This window comes from Aminobacter sp. P9b, from assembly GCF_045345995.1.
GTDB lineage: Bacteria > Pseudomonadota > Alphaproteobacteria > Rhizobiales > Rhizobiaceae > Aminobacter > Aminobacter niigataensis.
This window is the reverse complement of the sequence record NZ_CP150082.1, coordinates 201,570-218,107: the sequence shown is the minus strand read 5'-3', so window position 1 is coordinate 218,107 and position 16,538 is coordinate 201,570. Positions and strand designations below refer to the sequence as shown.

Here is a 16,538-nt window from a genome sequence, read left to right as displayed (position 1 = left end):
CCGCAAGGTTTGGCTACTCGGCGGGAACCAGCGACGGGGCGCCCGATGTGGCCGTCGCGCGGGCCGGAGCCTTGAAGCGCTTGAGCCGCATCGCATTGCCGAGCACGAAGACGCTCGACATCGCCATCGCGCCTGCCGCCAGCATCGGCGACAGCAGCGTGCCGCTGACCGGGTAGAGCACGCCCGCCGCGACCGGGATGAGAGCGGCGTTGTAGGCGAAGGCCCAGAACAGGTTCTGCCTGATGTTGCTGATCGTCGCCTTGGATAGCGCGATCGCGTTGGTCACGCCCAGCAGGTCGCCGGACATCAGCACCACGTCCGCACTTTCGATGGCGACGTCGGTGCCGGTGCCGATGGCGATGCCGACCTCGGCCTCGGCCAAAGCGGGCGCGTCATTGATGCCGTCGCCGACGAAGGTCACTGCACGGCCGCCGGCCCTGAGGCGCTTGATGGCATCGACCTTGCCGTCGGGCAGCACTTCGGCGACGACCTCGTCGATGCCGAGCTGGGCGGCGATGGCTTCCGCCGTGCGGCGGTTGTCGCCGGTGATCATTGCGACCTTCAGGCCCAGGTCGTGCAGGGCGCGGATGGCCTGCGGCGTCGTCGGCTTGATCGGGTCGGAGACGGCGATCACAGCTGCGAGCTTGCCGTCGACCGCCGCATAGAGCGGGGTCTTGGCCTTGTAGCCCATGCTGATCGCGGTCTCCGCGAACTCCTGCACGCTGATGCCGAGCTTGGCCATGTAGCGGTCGGCGCCGACTGCGATGCGATGCTTGCCGACGCTGGCGCTGACGCCGTACCCGGGCACAGCCTCGAACGCACCTGCCTCACCCAGCACAAGGCCTTCGTCCTTGGCGGCAGCAACGATGGCGGAAGCCACCGGGTGCTCGGACTGGGCCTCGACTGAGGCCACCAGGGCCAGAACCTTCGCACGGTCAAAGCCATTGGCGACTTCGAGGTCGGTCATCACGGGCTTGCCCGCCGTCAGCGTGCCGGTCTTGTCCAGTGCGACGACCTGCGTCGACTTCAGCGACTGCAGCGCCTCGCCGTTGCGGAACAGCACGCCCAGTTCTGCCGCGCGTCCGGTGCCGACCATGATCGAGGTCGGCGTGGCGAGACCCATGGCACACGGGCAAGCGATGATCAGCACGGCGACCGCATTGACCAGCGCGAAGCTGACGGCCGGCTCCGGACCGAAAAACAGCCAGACGGCAAAGGTCAGTGCTGCGGTGACCATGACGGCAGGTACGAACCATGACGTGACCTTGTCGACCAGCGCCTGGATGGGCAGCTTGGAGCCCTGAGCCGTTTCGACCATGCGGATGATCTGGGCCAGCAGCGTGTCGGCGCCGACCTTGGTGGCCCGGTAGGTGAAGCTGCCGGTCTTGTTGATGGTGCCACCGACGACCTCGGCGCCTTCGCCCTTGCTGACCGGGATAGGTTCGCCGGAGATCATGGATTCATCGACAAAGGACGAGCCCGAAAGCACCGTGCCGTCGACCGGCACCTTGTCGCCCGGGCGCACCTGGATGACGTCGCCGGCGGCGACTTCTTCCAGGGCGACGTCGACGAACTCGCCGTTGCGCTGGACGCGCGCCGACTTGGCCTGCAGGCCCATCAACCGCTTGATCGCTTCGCTGGTGCGGCCCTTGGCCTTGGCCTCGAGCACGCGGCCAAGCAGGATCAGCGTGATGATGACCGCCGAAGCCTCGAAATAGACATTGACGGTGCCAGCAGGCAGCGCGCCGGGCGCAAAGGTGGCGACCACCGAATAGGCCCAGGCGGCGGTCGAGCCGAGCACGACCAGCGAGTTCATGTCGGGCGCGAGCCGCACCAAGGCCGGCACGCCCTTCTTGTAGAAGCGCAGGCCGGGGCCGAACTGGACGATGGTCGCCAGCACGAAAAATGCGATGTAGAGGCTCTGCTGGCTGATATTCGTCAGCAGCCAGTGGTGCATTGGCGGAAACAGGTGCGAGCCCATCTCGAGCACGAAGATCGGCAGCGTCAGCACGGCAGCGAGGGCGAAGTCGCGCTTGAGATGAGAGAATTCCCGGTTGCGGGCGTCCTCGCGGCTGTCGCCCTCGACGCCGGCCTTGTCGCTGCGGCGCGGCTCGTAGCCGGCCTTGCGGATGGCGGCGTCGATCGCCGAACGGGGGGCTGCACCGGCGAAAGCCTCGACGGTGGCGCGCTCGGTGGCGAGATTGACGGATGCCTTGAGCACGCCCGGTACGGCAGCGATTGCCAGCTCTACGCGACGGACGCAGGAGGCGCAGGTCATGCCCTCGATCTCGACCTCCGACTTTTCGACCGGAACCGCATAGCCGGCACTGTTGATGGCGGCGATAACGGCAGCGGAATCCGCCGTGCGGTCGAAGGCAACGTCAGCGCTTTCCGTGGCAAGGTTGACGGCAGCCGCGGTCACCCCCGGCACTTTTGATATGGCGACTTCGACGCGACGCACGCAGGAAGCGCAGGTCATGCCTTCGATCGGGAAGCTTTGCCGGACGGTGCTGGCCGCTGGTGGGTTCAAGGGAGCATTCATGGTCATGGACCTCTATTTCATCGATTTTCGAACCGAGGTCTAAGGCTTCCAGTGTTGGTAAGGTCAAGCGCTTTCCTGCATGTTTTCCATCTTGGCGATAACGCATTGAAAACGTTTACCTATGCGCCCCAATTCGGATTGAAGGGGCTTTGCCGACGAGGGAAAAGTCGTGGTAACAAATCCGTGATTGAAAAATTGTTGACCTTACAGTGGCTGGAAACACCAGATTGCGGCTACGGCGTCATGCCGACCCGAATGAGGACTTGAAATGCTGAAGATGAATGTTCCCGACATGACCTGCGGCCATTGCGCCGGCATGGTGACCAAGGCCGTGCAAAGCGTCGACGCGGCCGCGCGTATCGACATCGACCTGAAGTCGCAGACCGTTTCCGTCGAAACGTCGGCCGATGCCGCCAAGGTTGCCCAGGCGCTCGACGCTGCCGGCTATCCCGCGCAAGCAGTCTGACAGGGTCGAAAATCAGAGGCGGTGCGGGTGGGGAAATGCCGCCGCACCGCCTTTTTGTATTTCGTCCTGCCGGCAACAACATAACGCCGCCGCGGAAGAGTTTCCGACGCAGTCGAGGCGCCTGCAAACATGACGCGGCCCTGGCCGGCCCCGCTCCCCTAGTATTTCGACGACAAATCAAGCTATGATGTGGCTGGCCTTCCTGCGGGGACAGCGTCCCCCGGGATGCCGGGAGGACAGAGGATGGCCATAGCGCTCGTACTCGTTCTTGTTGTCATTGGCTCGGTGCTGTTTCATGTGCTGAGCCCTTGGTGGTGGACGCCGATAGCCTCCAACTGGGGCTACATCGACAGCACCCTTGTCGTCACTTTCTGGATCACCGGCGCCGTCTTCTCGGCGGTCGTGCTGTTCATGGCCTATTGCGTCTACCGCTTCCGCCACAAGGAAGGGCAGAAGGCGGCCTACGAGCCCGAGAGCAGGAAACTCGAATCCTGGCTGACCCTGATAACGGCGGTCGGCGTTGCGGCGATGCTGGCACCCGGCCTTTATGTCTGGAAGCAGTTCGTCACCGTGCCGAAGGATGCGACCGAGGTCGAGGTCGTCGCCCAGCAATGGCAGTGGAGCTTCCGCCTGCCCGGAGCCGACGGCAAGCTCGGCACGTCGAACGCCCGACTGATCAATTCCGACAACCCGCTTGGCATCAATCCCGAAGATCCGAACGGCCAGGACGATGTCGTGGTCGAAGCAGCCGACCTGCACCTGCCGATCGACAAGCCGGTCAAGATGCTGCTGCGCTCGATCGACGTGCTGCATGATTTCTACGTGCCCGAGTTCCGCGCCAAGATGGACATGGTGCCGGGCATGGTCACCTATTTCTGGCTGACCCCGACGCGGACGGGAACGTTCGAAGTGCTGTGCGCGGAACTCTGCGGCACTGGACATGGGTTCATGCGCGGCATCGTCATGGTCGACACTGCGCAGGACTACACGACATGGCTGCAGCAGCAGTCGACATTCGCCCAGCTGACCGGGCCTGCCAAGGTGGGGGCGCTGGTCGACCGGGCGAAGGCTGCGGCGACAGTGGAATAAGGAGACACGGCGCGACCGCTCGATGGCGGCCTCACCGCGAAAGGCAGAGGCAAGAGCAACAGGTGCACGCATGGTCGATGTCACGCCGCACGGAGCAGACCTGATCCCACCGGCGGAAGTGGGCGAGATGGATCTCTACCATCCGCACAGCTGGTGGACGAAATACGTCTTCTCGCAGGACGCCAAGGTCATCGCCATCCAGTATTCCGGCACCGCGATGGCCATCGGCCTGGTGGCGCTGGTGCTGTCGTGGCTGATGCGGCTGCAGCTCGGCTTTCCCGGCACCTTCGACTTCATCACGCCCGAGGCCTACTACCAGTTCATGACCATGCACGGCATGATCATGGTGATCTACCTGCTCACCGCGTTGTTCCTCGGCGGCTTCGGCAACTACCTGATCCCGCTGATGGTCGGCGCGCGCGACATGGTGTTCCCCTATGTCAACATGCTGAGCTACTGGATCTACCTGCTCGCTGTGCTGGTCCTGGTGTCGAGCTTCTTTGCGCCGGGCGGACCGACGGGGGCCGGCTGGACGCTCTATCCGCCGCAGGCGATCACTTCCGGCACGCCCGGAGGCCAGGACTGGGGCATCATCCTGATGCTGGTGTCGCTGATCCTGTTCATCATCGGCTTCACCATGGGCGGCCTCAACTATGTAGTGACCGTGCTGCAGGCCCGCACGCGCGGCATGACGCTGATGCGGATGCCGCTGACCGTGTGGGGCATCTTCACGGCAACGGTCATGGCGCTGCTGGCCTTCCCGGCACTGTTCGTCGCCTGCGTCATGATGCTGTTCGACCGCATCATCGGCTCGAGCTTCTTCATGCCGGCCATGGTCGAGATGGGCGAGCAGTCGCCGCACAATGGCGGCAGCCCGATCATGTTCCAGCACCTGTTCTGGTTCTTCGGCCACCCCGAGGTCTACATCGTGGCGCTGCCGGCCTTCGGCATCGTCTCCGACCTGATCAGCACGCATGCGCGCAAGAACATCTTCGGCTATCGCATGATGGTCTGGGCGATCGTCGGCATCGGCGCGCTCAGCTTCGTCGTCTGGGCGCACCACATGTACGTGTCGGGCATGCACCCCTATTTCGGCTTCTTCTTCGCCACCACGACGCTGATCATCGCGGTGCCGACAGCCATCAAGGTTTATAACTGGGTGCTGACGCTGTGGCGCGGCGACATCCACCTGACCTTGCCCATGCTGTTTGCGCTCGCCTTCATCGTCACCTTCGTCAATGGCGGGCTGACCGGCCTGTTCCTCGGCAACGTGGTGGTCGACGTGCCGCTGTCGGACACGATGTTCGTGGTGGCGCATTTCCACATGGTGATGGGCGTGGCGCCGATCATGGTCGTCTTCGGCGCGATCTATCACTGGTATCCCAAGATCACCGGCCGGATGCTCAACGAGGCGATGGGCCGCTTCCATTTCTGGGTTACCTTCGTCGGTGCCTATATGATCTTCTTCCCGATGCACTATGTCGGGCTGGTCGGCGTTCCCAGGCGCTATCCCGAACTCGGCGACACGGCGTTCATCCCGCCGTCGGTGCATACGCTGAACGAGTTCATTACCATCGCCGCGCTGACCGTCGGCTTCGCCCAGATGGTGTTCCTGTTCAATCTGTTCTGGAGCCTGCGCAACGGCAAGGATGCCGGCGACAATCCGTGGCGGGCGACGTCGCTCGAATGGCAGACGGCGGGCACGCCGCCGCCGCATGGCAATTTCGGCAAGGAACTGCCGGTGGTCTACCGCTGGGCCTATGACTACAGCGTGCCGGGTGCGCCCGAAGACTTCATTCCGCAGAACGACCCGCGCCCGGCGACGCAAGGCGGGCCGGCATGAGCGTCATCCTAGTCTTCCTCGCGCTGATCACGGCCATTGCGGGCTGGTGGCTGTCGCGCCAGCGGCTGATGTCCAAGCCGTGGCTCGAAGTGGGGCCGGTCACCGCCTTTCCCGAGACTGAAGCGCCGATCATGCATCCGGCGAAGATCGGGCTCGGCGTGTTTCTCGCGGTGGTGGGCGCGCTGTTTGCGCTGATGATCAGCGCCTATTTCATGCGCATGGTCTATGCCGACTGGCAGGCAGCGCCCGTGCCACAGCTGTTGTGGCTCAACACCGCGATGCTGGTGCTGGCGAGCGTCGCGCTGCAATGCGCGGTGGTGGCTGCCCACAAGGGGCAACGCGACAATCTCCGCCTCGCGCTGCTGGCCGGTGCGCTGACTTCGACGGTCTTTCTCGGCGGTCAGTTGCTGGCCTGGCGCGATCTGGCGGCACAAGGCTATTTCGCGACCGAGAATCCGGCGGTCAGCTTCTTCTACCTGATCACCGCGATCCACGGGCTGCACATCATCGGCGGCCTGGTGGCGCTCGGCCGGACCAATGTCAGGGCATGGCGCGGCGAAAGCTCGGCACATCTCGTCCTCTCGACGGAACTGTGCGCCATCTACTGGCACGTGCTGCTCATCGTCTGGCTGGTGCTCTTCGCCGTGCTGATGGGCTGGGCGGCCGACTTCATCGACATCTGCCGCCGATTGCTGAGCTGAGGAGAACGGCGATGGCCGAAACCACACTGGGACATGCCGACCACACGGCGCCGCGGCCGCCGGGCCTGCGCGGCTTCGTCGCCGACTGGTCGTCGGACCAGCGGGCGTTCAAGGGCGTCTCCTGGGGGAAGGCCATGATGTGGATCTTCCTGCTCAGCGACACCTTCATCTTCGGCTGTTTTCTCCTGTCCTACATGACCGCGCGCATGTCGACTGTCGTGCCGTGGCCAAATCCGAGCGAGGTCTTTGCCCTGCATCTGTTCGGCCAGGACATCCCGCTGATCCTGATCGCGATCATGACCTTCGTGCTGATCTCGTCGTCCGGCACGATGGCGATGGCGGTCAATTTCGGCTACCGGCGCGACCGCAGGAAGACGGCGATCCTGATGCTGCTGACCGCAGCCCTCGGCGCGACCTTCGTCGGCATGCAGGCCTTCGAGTGGACCAAGCTGATCAGCGAAGGCGTGCGGCCGTGGGAGAACCCGTGGGGGGCCGCGCAGTTCGGCTCGACCTTCTTCATGATCACCGGCTTCCACGGCACCCATGTGACGATCGGGGTGATCTTCCTGCTGATCGTCGCGCGCAAGGTCTGGCGCGGCGACTACGAAACCGGTGCGCGCGGGTTCTTCACCAGCCGGCGGGGCCAGTATGAGAGCGTCGAGATCATGGGGCTCTACTGGCACTTCGTCGATCTGGTGTGGGTGTTCATCTTCGCGTTCTTCTATCTCTGGTGAGGTGAGCGATGGCACAGGTCGAAGCGCAGGATCATGGGCTGCACGGGCACGCCGCAGCCGCTCACGCGGCTACCCATGCCGAGGGGCAGCAACACCCGATCAAGCTCTACCTCGTCGTCTGGGGCTGGCTTTTCATCCTCAGCGCCTGCTCCTACGCCGTCGATTATTTCGGCGTTCACGGCTATCTGCGCTGGGCGCTGATCCTCATCTTCATGATGCTGAAGGCCGGGCTGATCGTTGCCGTGTTCATGCACATGGCCTGGGAACGGCTGGCGCTGTCCTATGCAATCATCGTGCCGCCGCTGGTGATCCTGGTTTTCGTGGCGATCATGGTGGTCGAGTCGCGCTACACCGAAATCACGCGGGTGCTGTCCTTCGGCGCCGGGCCGTAACGGCATCCGGCCGCTCCGGGTCGCGGGCGCGTTCTTCGTTGACAGGAAAAATGATGGGAGGAGAATGAGTTTTCTCGTTCTTCGAGGATCACCCCAACAGAAGGACGCCCAAGATGACGATCGCAAGGAAATTGCAAGACTACATGGCCGGCAAGGGTATCCCCTTCGATACCGTTGCCCATCACCGGACCTCGACCAGCAGCCAGACGGCGCAGGCGGCGCACATTCCGGGCAGGCGGCTTGCCAAGCCGGTGTTGCTCCACCACGAAATGGGCTACGCGCTGGCCGTGGTTCCGAGCAGCCACCGGGTAGAACTCAATACCCTGCAGGACGTGCTCGGCAAGCGGCTCGGGCTCGCCTCGGAAGACGAGATCGGGCAATTGTTCAGCGACTGCGATATCGGCGCCGTGCCCCCGGTCGGTGCTGCCTATGACGTGCCCGTCATTCTCGACGAAAGCTTCGGCGCGGAGGGCGACGTCTATTTCGAAGGCGGCGACCATAAGACGCTGGTGCATGTCAGTGGCGGCGATTTCCGCAACCTGCTGCAGGGCGCGCAAGTCGCGCGTTTCAGCCACCCGGCCTGACAGGGGCCGGATACTTCAACGCCCGCCTCTCATCAGGGCGGGCGAAGTTTTTTCGAGAGAGAAAATGCGCCGGCGGCTGGGCGCCACCGGCGATGAGTTGGTCAGGCCCGCTTGCCTGCGGTGTTGACCGGCGCCGGTACCGGCGCGGCTTCAATCACCTTGCGGTAGAGATGCCAGGTCGAATGGCCGAGCACGGGCAGAACCACTGCCAGTCCGACGAGCAGCGGCAGCGTGCCGATGACCAGACCGACAGCGACGATCAGGCCCCAGAGCAGCATCGGTATCGGGTTGGCCATGATCGCGCGCGCCGAGGTCTCGACGGCGGCATAAGCACCGATGTCACGATCGAGCAGCACCGGGAAGGCGATGACCGTCGTGCTCAACGCGACGAGGGCGAAGGCGAAGCCGATGACGTTGCCGAGGATGATCAGCGTCCAGCCGCGCTGGGTGGTCAGCACGTCGCTGGCGAAACCGGAGAAGGTCGCCGGAGCACTGTCGCCGTACAGCCATGAAAACAAGGCCTGCGCGGTGAACAACCAGGCGATGAACAACGCCATCAGCATGATGCCGAGCACGGCAATCGCCGGCATGGCGGGCGAATTCCGGACGTCGAGCGCATGCCACCAGGAGGTATCCAGATTCTGTTCGCGCCGGCGGCTGATCTCGTAGAGGCCGATCGCGGCGAACGGGCCGAGCAGGGCGAAGCCCGTCATCAGCGGGTAGATGAGCTGAAGAGCGTTGCCGCCAGAGGTCCATGTAATGAGGAACACGCCGACCACCGGATAGATCAGGCATAAAAAGACATAGTGTGAAGGTTTGTCCCAAAAGTCTTCAAATCCGCGGCGAAGCGCGTCAAATACATCCGAAACCCCTATCCGGCGTATGGCGGGGTGTTCGACGTTGCTGCCGGTTCCTGCTGCGTAGACATGGAAACTTGCCATTAACCATTCCTCCGAGATCGGGCCCGGTTCGGTCGCGGCTTGCGGTGCTGCCGTCCAGCGTGACTGGTCACGCGAACCGCGACCTGCACCGTGGACGATGATAGCAATCATCGCGGCCCTTGTCGCCCCTGCCGCACCACGCCTCCGATTTCGCGGTCCTGCAGGCTCCAGAAGCTGCAACGCAATGGAGCATGGCGCGTTACCACAGCCGGGGATAGTATCGCTCGCGTCGACGTGGAGCGCCGACCTGACTTAGGAGATAGCCATGAGACTGACGGCATGGGGCGCATCCGCCCTTCTTGCAGCTTCGGTTCTAGCCAACAATCCGGTCCATGCGGCAGGCGATGCAGCCGCCGGCAAGAAGGTGTTCAGCAAATGCATGGCCTGCCATGACCTGGCGGTCGACAAGAACAAGATAGGCCCCTCCCTGCACGGCGTGGTTGGCCGTACTGCAGGCACGCTCGCCAGTTTCGAAGCCAAATACTCCGATGCCATGAAGCAGGCCGGCGCCGGCGGTCTCGTCTGGGACGAGACCAACATCGCCGCTTACATGAAGGCGCCGAAGGAAAAGGTGCCCGGCAACAAGATGGCCTTCCCCGGTCTCAAGGACGATGCCGACATCGCCAATGTGATCGCCTATATCGAGGAATCTTCGAAGTAGCAGCCAGGTCGGTTGCCTGTGCTGGCATCACGGCGGCTCGTCGCTGCAGCGGCGGAGCTGCGAATAATGCCTATTTTTTGGGCGGCATACTCCAAACGGGGGATGCTGCAGAATTTGGAATGGTGTTGGTAGCTTCGGTGCACCAAACGTCTAACAACTCATAACGTATGTCGGACGAAACATTGCAATTGGCGGCACAGCATTTTGACCAAGCTCTGTATTGCAGGCCAGCGTTTTAAATAATCTAGCTATTAGCGCCTCTGTGAGGGGGGAAACTGCGGCTTCTTGGGGGACCCTCGGAAGCCGCGACATTTTCCTTTCGCCGCGAGCTTCCCTGATTTCCGATCGGTACGCGCTCAGCCGCGATGCAGCCGTCGGCGTCTAGCAAGACACCTCAATCCGGCGCATCGAAATCGGGCGTGACGGCTGCGATGTTGTAGGCCTCGAGCCGCGCGGTCGGCGCGTCGGCGGCATCGAAGCTCAGGATCGTCGCGGTACCCGGCGTCACCGGAACCACACGCGAGGGCGGAAGCCCCAGGAAGGCATGGCAGGCCGCACGGATGACGCCGCCATGGACGATGGCAAGCGTGTCGCCGTTGCATTTCCTCAGGCAGTCCCTCAACCCGTCGACGATGCGGGCACAGAAATCGGCCCAAGGCTCGCCGCGCTCGGGCGTGAAGGTGCCGGCGCGCCAGGCCAGATATTCGTGCGGACGCTCCGCTTCGAGCTCGTGCTTGACGCGGCCGGTCCAGGTGCCCATGTCGATCTCGCGCAGGCGCGGGTCGAGCGGGGCATCGCCATAGCCGAGCAGGCTGGCCGTCTGGCGCGTGCGGCCAAGATCGGAGACGACGACATGGTCGGGCTCCATGGCCTTTGCGAAATCGATGAAACGCTGGACCTGCCTGATGCCCCGTGGAGACAGCGGCGCGTTGTCGTGGCCCTGGAGCCTGTGTTCGGCATTCCAGGTGGTCTCGCCATGGCGCACCATTATCAATCTCATCAGTCGATCCTTTCACCAGTCATTGCAAAAACCGCACTCGGCTCCCCCAGGAAGCTGAGGCGTATCGTGTCGCCGCTCGCGGCGCGGAAGTAGCCGTCGGCCATCGCGGTAAGCCGCTTGCCGCCGGAGAAGGCCGTCACCATGGTGCGCCCGGCGATCGGCGCCGCCTCCTCGAAGCGCGCCGTGATCGCCGGCCGACCCGGCACGTCGCCGACCATCAGGCCGTGGGCGGGATAGAGAAGCTGCACGCCGTCCTGCGCTTCGGCCCGCCTGGCATCGGCCAGCCGCAGGCCGCCGTAGACGAGGCCGTCGCCGCTTCGCGTCACCTCGATCAGGTTGGCCGGCGGCGTACCGAGGAAGGTGGCGACGAAAGTGGTGCGCGGGTTTTCCAGCAGGTCGAGCGGCGCGCCGAACTGCTCGACGCGACCGTTGTTCAGCACGGCGACATGGCTCGCCATCGTCATCGCCTCGACCTGGTCGTGGGTGACATAGACAGAGGTTGCCCCGGTGGCCCGGTGGATGCGCATCAGTTCGCTGCGCATCTCGATGCGCAGCTTGGCGTCGAGATTGGACAGCGGCTCGTCGAACAACAGGATGCTCGGCTTGGGGCCGATGGTGCGGGCGATCGCCACGCGTTGCTGCTGGCCGCCGGAGATTTCGGCGGGGTAGCGCTCCTTCAGGGCGGAGATGCCGAGAAGGCCGAGCACTTCGTCGACGCGGGCGGTGCGGTCGGCCTTGCTCCATTTCGCCACCTTGAGCGGCCATTCGATGTTGCCGGCGACCGTCATGTGCGGCCACAACGCGTAGCTCTGGAACACCAGGCCGGCATCGCGGGCGCCCGCATCGGCGACGAGGCCGCGCGTGCCGTCGGAAACGGTGCGGCCCATGAAGGCGAATTCGCCTTCGCTCGGCGTTTCCAGCCCGGCCAGCATGCGCAGCAAGGTCGACTTGCCGCAGCCGGACGGGCCGACTAGCACCAGGAACGATCCCTGCGGCACCGAGATGTCGACATTGTCGACGGCGGTGAAGTTGCCGAAACGCTTGGTGACGTTGCGGATCGCGATCGCCGGGACGGATGTGCCGTGTTGCGAGGTCATGCGGATTTCCACTTCTGGACGCGGTTCTGCAGGCGGTGCGCCAGAAGCGTGGCGACGACGCAGAGGACGAGGATGACCATGGTGATGGCGTTGGCGAACTGCATGAAGCCTTCGGCGGCGTAGCGGTAGGCGAGCATGCTGAGGACCGGCGAGGTCGAGGTGAACAGCAGCACCACCAGCGACAGGTCGCGGACGATCTTGACGAACACAAGCAGCGCACCCGCTAGCAGGCCGCGGATGGCGAGTGGCATGATGATGGCGCCCATGCGGCGGAAGAAGCCGGCGCCGGTCAGCCGGGCACTCTCTTCGATGTCGGCCGAGATCTGGCCAAGCACCGAGCGGCCCGACTGCACGGCGTAGGGCAGCAGATGCGCCGAAGCTGCCAGCACCAGAAGCAGGAAGGTGCCGTAGAGGGAAGGCAGCGGGCCGATGGGTGCGCCGAACAGTGCGATGTAGGCGGCGGCAAAGGCGATGCTCGGGATCAGGATCGGGGTGAACGACACCTGGCCGAGGACGGTGGCGAGCACCGAACCCTTGTTGCGGGCGATGGTGTGCGCCAGCGCAAGGCCAAGCGCCATGGTGGTGATCGCGACGGTGACGGCGAGCTTCAGTGTCATCCACAAAGCCTCGATCAGTACGGGGTTGCGGAAGATGCCGGCCTGGCCCTGCGCCATGTCGGTGCCGCCTTCGCCGATCCAGAAATGCGTCGTCCAGTTGGAAAACAGCGAGCCGTTCTGCAGCGCGAAACTCGAGGCGGTGAGGATGACTGCCGGCAGGAAGGTGGTCAGCGCACACATCAGCACGGCGACGCAGAACAGCGGCCAGCGCCATTTGCCGAGCGGGAAGCGCTTGGTGCGCCCGCCCTTGCCGGTGACGGTGACATAGCTCTTGCGGCCGGCGACCAGGCGCTCGCCGAGCCACAGGAAGGACGCCGACACGATGATCAGCAGCAGTGCGATGACGAAGCCGCGTTCGGTCTGGCCGGTCTCGATCATGCCGAACAGGCGCGTCGACAGAGTTTGCATCCTGACCGGCAGACCGAGCAGGGCCGGGGCGGCGAAGTTGGAGACCGCGCCGGCGAAGGTGAGCGAGGCTGCGGCGACGAGCGCGGGGGTGACGACCGGCAGGATGATGCCGAAGAAGATGCGTGAACGCCTGGCGCCGGCGACTTGTGCCGCTTCGACGAGATCGGCGCCGACAGAGCTGAGCGCTGCCGAAATGACGGTGAAGGCCAGCGAATAATAATGCGCGATCAGCACGATGAGGGTCGGCAGCAGGCCCCAAGCGAGCCAGTCGGGCACGATGTAGCCGTTGGCCTCGAAGAAGCCGACCGAACCGCCAAGCCGGCTGTTGCGAAACAGCGCGCCCCAGGCAAGGGCTGCGGCAAAGCTCGGGATCATGAAGGGCAGGGTGGCGAGCAGGCCGAGCGTCTTCGGTGCGGGAACGTCGGTCAGCACGACCAGCCAGGCAAGGAAGCCGCCCATCAGGACGCATCCTGCGGCGACGCCGATGCCGAGCAGCACGGTGTTCCAGAGCGGACGCCACCACAGGTTCTCGGACATCTTGCTGGCAAGCACGGCCTGCCAGGCATCGAGGCCTTCAACGGTCAGCGTCGACAGGACGATCTTGACCAGCGGCGCGATGACCAGGACGCCGACGACCAGGATCAGGACGACGGGTACGAGCGTTTCGGAGCGCAAAAAGCCTCTCCGGGACAACACGGATGTTGCAACGGCGGACATGACATTCTTTCTCGCGGAATTGAAGCACGGGGGCAACCGGACCGTGGCGACGCGGGCAGCAAGGCAAAGGGAACGGACCGGCGCCTCCCCCAAGGCGCCGGTCCGGCCGCAGTCATTGCAGCGTCAGCACCAGGTCGGCGATGCGCTTGCGGGCGGCGGCAGTCTTCACGGGATCGATGCGCCAGGCCTTGAGGTCCTTGAGCGGCACTGAATCCGGGCTGTCTTTCACCGACGGTCGCACGGCATAGTCGCCCGGCACGTTGAAGGGCTCGAAGGCCGGTCCGCCAGTGGCCGAGTCGTCGCCCATCATGAAGTCGATCAGCAACCGTGCCGCAGCCGGGCTTGGCGCCTTGTCGACCAGTGCAAGGACTGCTGGGAACAGAATGCCATTGGAGGGCGCGACGTCGTTGGCTACCTGCAACGCCCAGCCTTCCTTTTCGTTGTCGCGGCGATCGGAATAGGTGGCGAAGCCGACCGGCGGATTGGCCGTCGTCTTGTCGCCGATGGCCTTGTTGATGGCGTCGCTGTTGGGCACCAGCACGAGGTCGTTGGCGAATAGGTCGCGGATGAACTGTTCGCCCGCACCCTGGAGGTCGCTGTCGACGGCGATCGGTTTGCCGAACTGCGCCTCGTAGGCCTTGGCCATGTCATCGGGCCGCAGCGAGAACTCGACGAGAAGGTCAAGCAATTCGCCGCGCTGCATGGGGTCGACCATCAGGACGCGGCCCTTCCATTCCGGCGTGGTCAGCTGCCAGACGTTGTTGATCGGCGCGCCATTCGGGTTGGCCGCCTCGTTGTACATCAGCACCTTGGTCGACAGGCGCTGGGTCAGCAGCGGAGTCTTGTGTTCGTCGGCGAGCTCTCCAGCCACGCGCGGCGGGATGTAGGGCACGATGCGTTTGGTTTTCACCAGATCCTCGTACACGACAGGCGTGTCGGCGATGTAGAGCACGTCGACGGCGTTGACACCGGCGGTCTGCTCGGCGACGACACGGGCGATCTGCTTGACCGAACTCATATCGACGCCGACCAGGTCGATGCCGGGATAGGCTTCCTCAAAGGCCTTCTCGACCTTGGCGATGCGGCTCGACAGCGAGAAGACGGTGACCTTGCCCTCCTTCTGCGCGAGCGGCAGCAGCTCGGCCGTGCTCATGGTGTCGAGCTCGGCAGCGCTCGCTGCCAGTGGCAGTATGGCGGCTGCTGCAAACAGCGCCCATTTCATCGACTTGAGCATATTTCCCTCCCAGGTTTCTCAATCGAATTCGTCGAACAGACCCGACAGCCGCTCCAGCGCGCCCATGACGCGGGGCTGGTGGCGGCCGGCAATGGTCAGAAGGATGGCGTTGACGATGGCAAATGGCACCGTCGGCGTCTGGAACTCGCTGCCGGAACGGCCGCGGGGGGCTGCCAGCACAAGGTCAGCTTCCGGCTGCATCATGGTGCCGGCAAGGTCGGTGACCAGCATGGCCTTGGCGCCTTGCGCATGACAGTGCTCGACAAGTGGAGCGTAGCTGGTCGGCTGCTTGCGGAAGGCGAGCGCGAGCACGAGGTCACCCTCGCGCATGCCGACGACACGCTCGGCGATGTCGCGGCCGCGGCCCTCGAGCACGATCGGGGTCATGCCGAAGCGGTCGAGCCTGCGGCGCAGGAACTGGGTGATCGACTGGGCGTGGCCCTGGCCGAACAGAAAGATGCGCTTGGCCTCGACGATCATGTCGGCGGCGCGGTTGATGCTGTCCTGGGTGACGGCGAGGCGGAGATGCTCAAGTGCCGCTATCTCGGTGCCGATCAGATCGAGCAGGAAGTCGCCATGCTCGACCTTGGCGACGGAGCGGCGCATGCGCTCGGCGGCATCCTGGCTCTCGACCAGTTCGCGCTGCAACTGCGAGCGCAGTTCGGGATAGCCCTTGAAGCCGAGTTTCTGGGCGAGCCGGGTGGTCGCCGCCTCATGCACGCTGGCGCGTTCGGCAAGTCGGGCGCTCGACAGGAAGGCGGCCTCGGCGGCGTTGTCGAGCAAGGCTGAGACGAGCCGCTGGTCGGCCTCGGTGAGGCGGGTCGAATGGCTTTTGATGCGATCCAGCAGAGTCATCATCTTGCATCCATGTTGCACTTGACTCTTATGGTGCAAGGTATCTTGCAGTCAAGTGCAAACGTGTGCAAGATCGACTTTTCTATCTTGCAGGCCGATGGGCAGGGAAAAGAAAAGGGCGCCCGAAGGGGCGCCTTATGGGAGCAGACCGGGCGATCAGCAGCGCTCGAAGTGGCTCACCTGTATTTCATATAGCCGACGAAACCGGTGATCTTCCAGCGATCGCCGGCCTTGCGGCAGAAATAGAGCGTCTGCCAGTTCAGGCGGTCGTCGCTGCCATCGGCGCGGCGGATGGTGCCGTCGAACTTCTTGCGGGCCACGGCGACGTCGCCCGTGATGTCGATTTCGGCCAGGCGCGTGGCGCGGAAGATGCCGTCGGCCAGCGGTTCGGCATAGACGGTGGCAGCCGTCTCTGCCGCCTGGCGCAGCCACTCGTCGCGATAGACCGATAGCGCCGGGAAAGCAGCACTCCAGTCGTCAGGATTGGCCGAGTTGTGGGCATGGACGCCGAGGAAGCGCTGTTCGTCGAAATCGCCCGCCACCATCGCCCAGTCCTGGTCGACGAAGGCGGTGATGTCGCGACGCACCAGCATCTCCCAGATCGCGGCGCGGTCTGGGTCGTTGGGGAACGGGTTTTCGGCAGTGATCATTTCTCGC

General features: G+C 64.2%; 16 protein-coding genes. 8 read left to right on the top strand and 8 right to left on the bottom strand.

The genetic code is table 11. From position 1 onward, the window contains the following. Nucleotides 1-13: 13 nt before the first annotated feature. Complete coding sequence (locus tag WHT83_RS01060) at nucleotides 14-2,479, bottom strand: heavy metal translocating P-type ATPase (protein WP_406872725.1); 2,466 nt, start codon at nucleotides 2,477-2,479, stop codon at nucleotides 14-16. Between the two features lie 331 nt (nucleotides 2,480-2,810). On the opposite strand from WHT83_RS01060, the gene WHT83_RS01055 reads away from it, so the two are divergent. The 7 genes from WHT83_RS01055 to WHT83_RS01025 all read left to right on the top strand — a co-directional run bounded on the left by WHT83_RS01055 (nucleotide 2,811) and on the right by WHT83_RS01025 (nucleotide 8,351). Further along, entirely contained in the window at nucleotides 2,811-3,008 is a 198-nt protein-coding gene (locus WHT83_RS01055) for a heavy-metal-associated domain-containing protein (protein WP_108606720.1), read from the top strand. Nucleotides 3,009-3,251: 243 nt separating this feature from the next. Beyond that, on the top strand, nucleotides 3,252-4,097 hold the full coding sequence (locus WHT83_RS01050) for a cytochrome c oxidase subunit II (RefSeq protein WP_183262532.1): 846 nt from the start codon (nucleotides 3,252-3,254) through the stop codon (nucleotides 4,095-4,097). Nucleotides 4,098-4,167: 70 nt separating this feature from the next. Then, nucleotides 4,168-5,940: a cytochrome c oxidase subunit I gene (gene ctaD / locus WHT83_RS01045; protein ID WP_406872724.1), complete on the top strand. Its 1,773-nt coding sequence runs from the start codon at nucleotides 4,168-4,170 to the stop codon at nucleotides 5,938-5,940. Continuing rightward, a complete protein-coding gene (locus WHT83_RS01040; protein WP_406872723.1) occupies nucleotides 5,937-6,641 on the top strand; it encodes a cytochrome c oxidase subunit 3 in 705 nt (234 codons plus the stop codon). The genes ctaD and WHT83_RS01040 overlap by 4 nt, the downstream gene beginning before the upstream one ends. Before the next feature lie 11 nt (nucleotides 6,642-6,652). Then, nucleotides 6,653-7,375, top strand: a complete 723-nt coding sequence (locus tag WHT83_RS01035; RefSeq protein ID WP_406872722.1) for a heme-copper oxidase subunit III family protein — start codon at nucleotides 6,653-6,655, stop codon at nucleotides 7,373-7,375. 8 nt (nucleotides 7,376-7,383) lie between these two features. Then, complete coding sequence (locus WHT83_RS01030) at nucleotides 7,384-7,767, top strand: cytochrome C oxidase subunit IV family protein (RefSeq protein ID WP_108606725.1); 384 nt, start codon at nucleotides 7,384-7,386, stop codon at nucleotides 7,765-7,767. A 113-nt stretch (nucleotides 7,768-7,880) separates the two neighbouring features. Next, nucleotides 7,881-8,351, top strand: a complete 471-nt coding sequence (locus WHT83_RS01025) for an aminoacyl-tRNA deacylase (protein WP_406872721.1) — start codon at nucleotides 7,881-7,883, stop codon at nucleotides 8,349-8,351. Between the two features lie 101 nt (nucleotides 8,352-8,452). Here the strand turns inward: WHT83_RS01025 and WHT83_RS01020 are convergent, their stop codons facing one another. Next, on the bottom strand, nucleotides 8,453-9,292 hold the full coding sequence (locus WHT83_RS01020; RefSeq protein ID WP_108606727.1) for a DUF2189 domain-containing protein: 840 nt from the start codon (nucleotides 9,290-9,292) through the stop codon (nucleotides 8,453-8,455). A gap of 265 nt (nucleotides 9,293-9,557) precedes the next feature. Between WHT83_RS01020 and WHT83_RS01015 the strand changes: the two genes are divergently transcribed. After that, entirely contained in the window at nucleotides 9,558-9,953 is a 396-nt protein-coding gene (locus tag WHT83_RS01015; protein ID WP_318763617.1) for a cytochrome c family protein, read from the top strand. A gap of 394 nt (nucleotides 9,954-10,347) precedes the next feature. On the opposite strand, the gene WHT83_RS01010 is transcribed toward WHT83_RS01015, so the two are convergent. The 6 genes from WHT83_RS01010 to WHT83_RS00985 all read right to left on the bottom strand — a co-directional run bounded on the left by WHT83_RS01010 (nucleotide 10,348) and on the right by WHT83_RS00985 (nucleotide 16,531). Beyond that, on the bottom strand, nucleotides 10,348-10,953 hold the full coding sequence (locus WHT83_RS01010) for a histidine phosphatase family protein (protein ID WP_108606729.1): 606 nt from the start codon (nucleotides 10,951-10,953) through the stop codon (nucleotides 10,348-10,350). Then, complete coding sequence (locus WHT83_RS01005) at nucleotides 10,953-12,050, bottom strand: ABC transporter ATP-binding protein (protein ID WP_406872720.1); 1,098 nt, start codon at nucleotides 12,048-12,050, stop codon at nucleotides 10,953-10,955. The genes WHT83_RS01010 and WHT83_RS01005 overlap by 1 nt, the downstream gene beginning before the upstream one ends. Beyond that, entirely contained in the window at nucleotides 12,047-13,792 is a 1,746-nt protein-coding gene (locus WHT83_RS01000; protein ID WP_406872719.1) for an ABC transporter permease, read from the bottom strand. The genes WHT83_RS01005 and WHT83_RS01000 overlap by 4 nt, the downstream gene beginning before the upstream one ends. 112 nt (nucleotides 13,793-13,904) lie before the next feature. Beyond that, entirely contained in the window at nucleotides 13,905-15,014 is a 1,110-nt protein-coding gene (locus WHT83_RS00995) for an ABC transporter substrate-binding protein (protein WP_406873907.1), read from the bottom strand. Nucleotides 15,015-15,044: 30 nt separating this feature from the next. After that, a complete protein-coding gene (locus tag WHT83_RS00990) occupies nucleotides 15,045-15,884 on the bottom strand; it encodes a MurR/RpiR family transcriptional regulator (RefSeq protein WP_406872718.1) in 840 nt (279 codons plus the stop codon). Nucleotides 15,885-16,057: 173 nt separating this feature from the next. Next, nucleotides 16,058-16,531: a hypothetical protein gene (locus tag WHT83_RS00985; protein WP_406872717.1), complete on the bottom strand. Its 474-nt coding sequence runs from the start codon at nucleotides 16,529-16,531 to the stop codon at nucleotides 16,058-16,060. Between the last annotated feature and the right edge of the window lie 7 nt (nucleotides 16,532-16,538).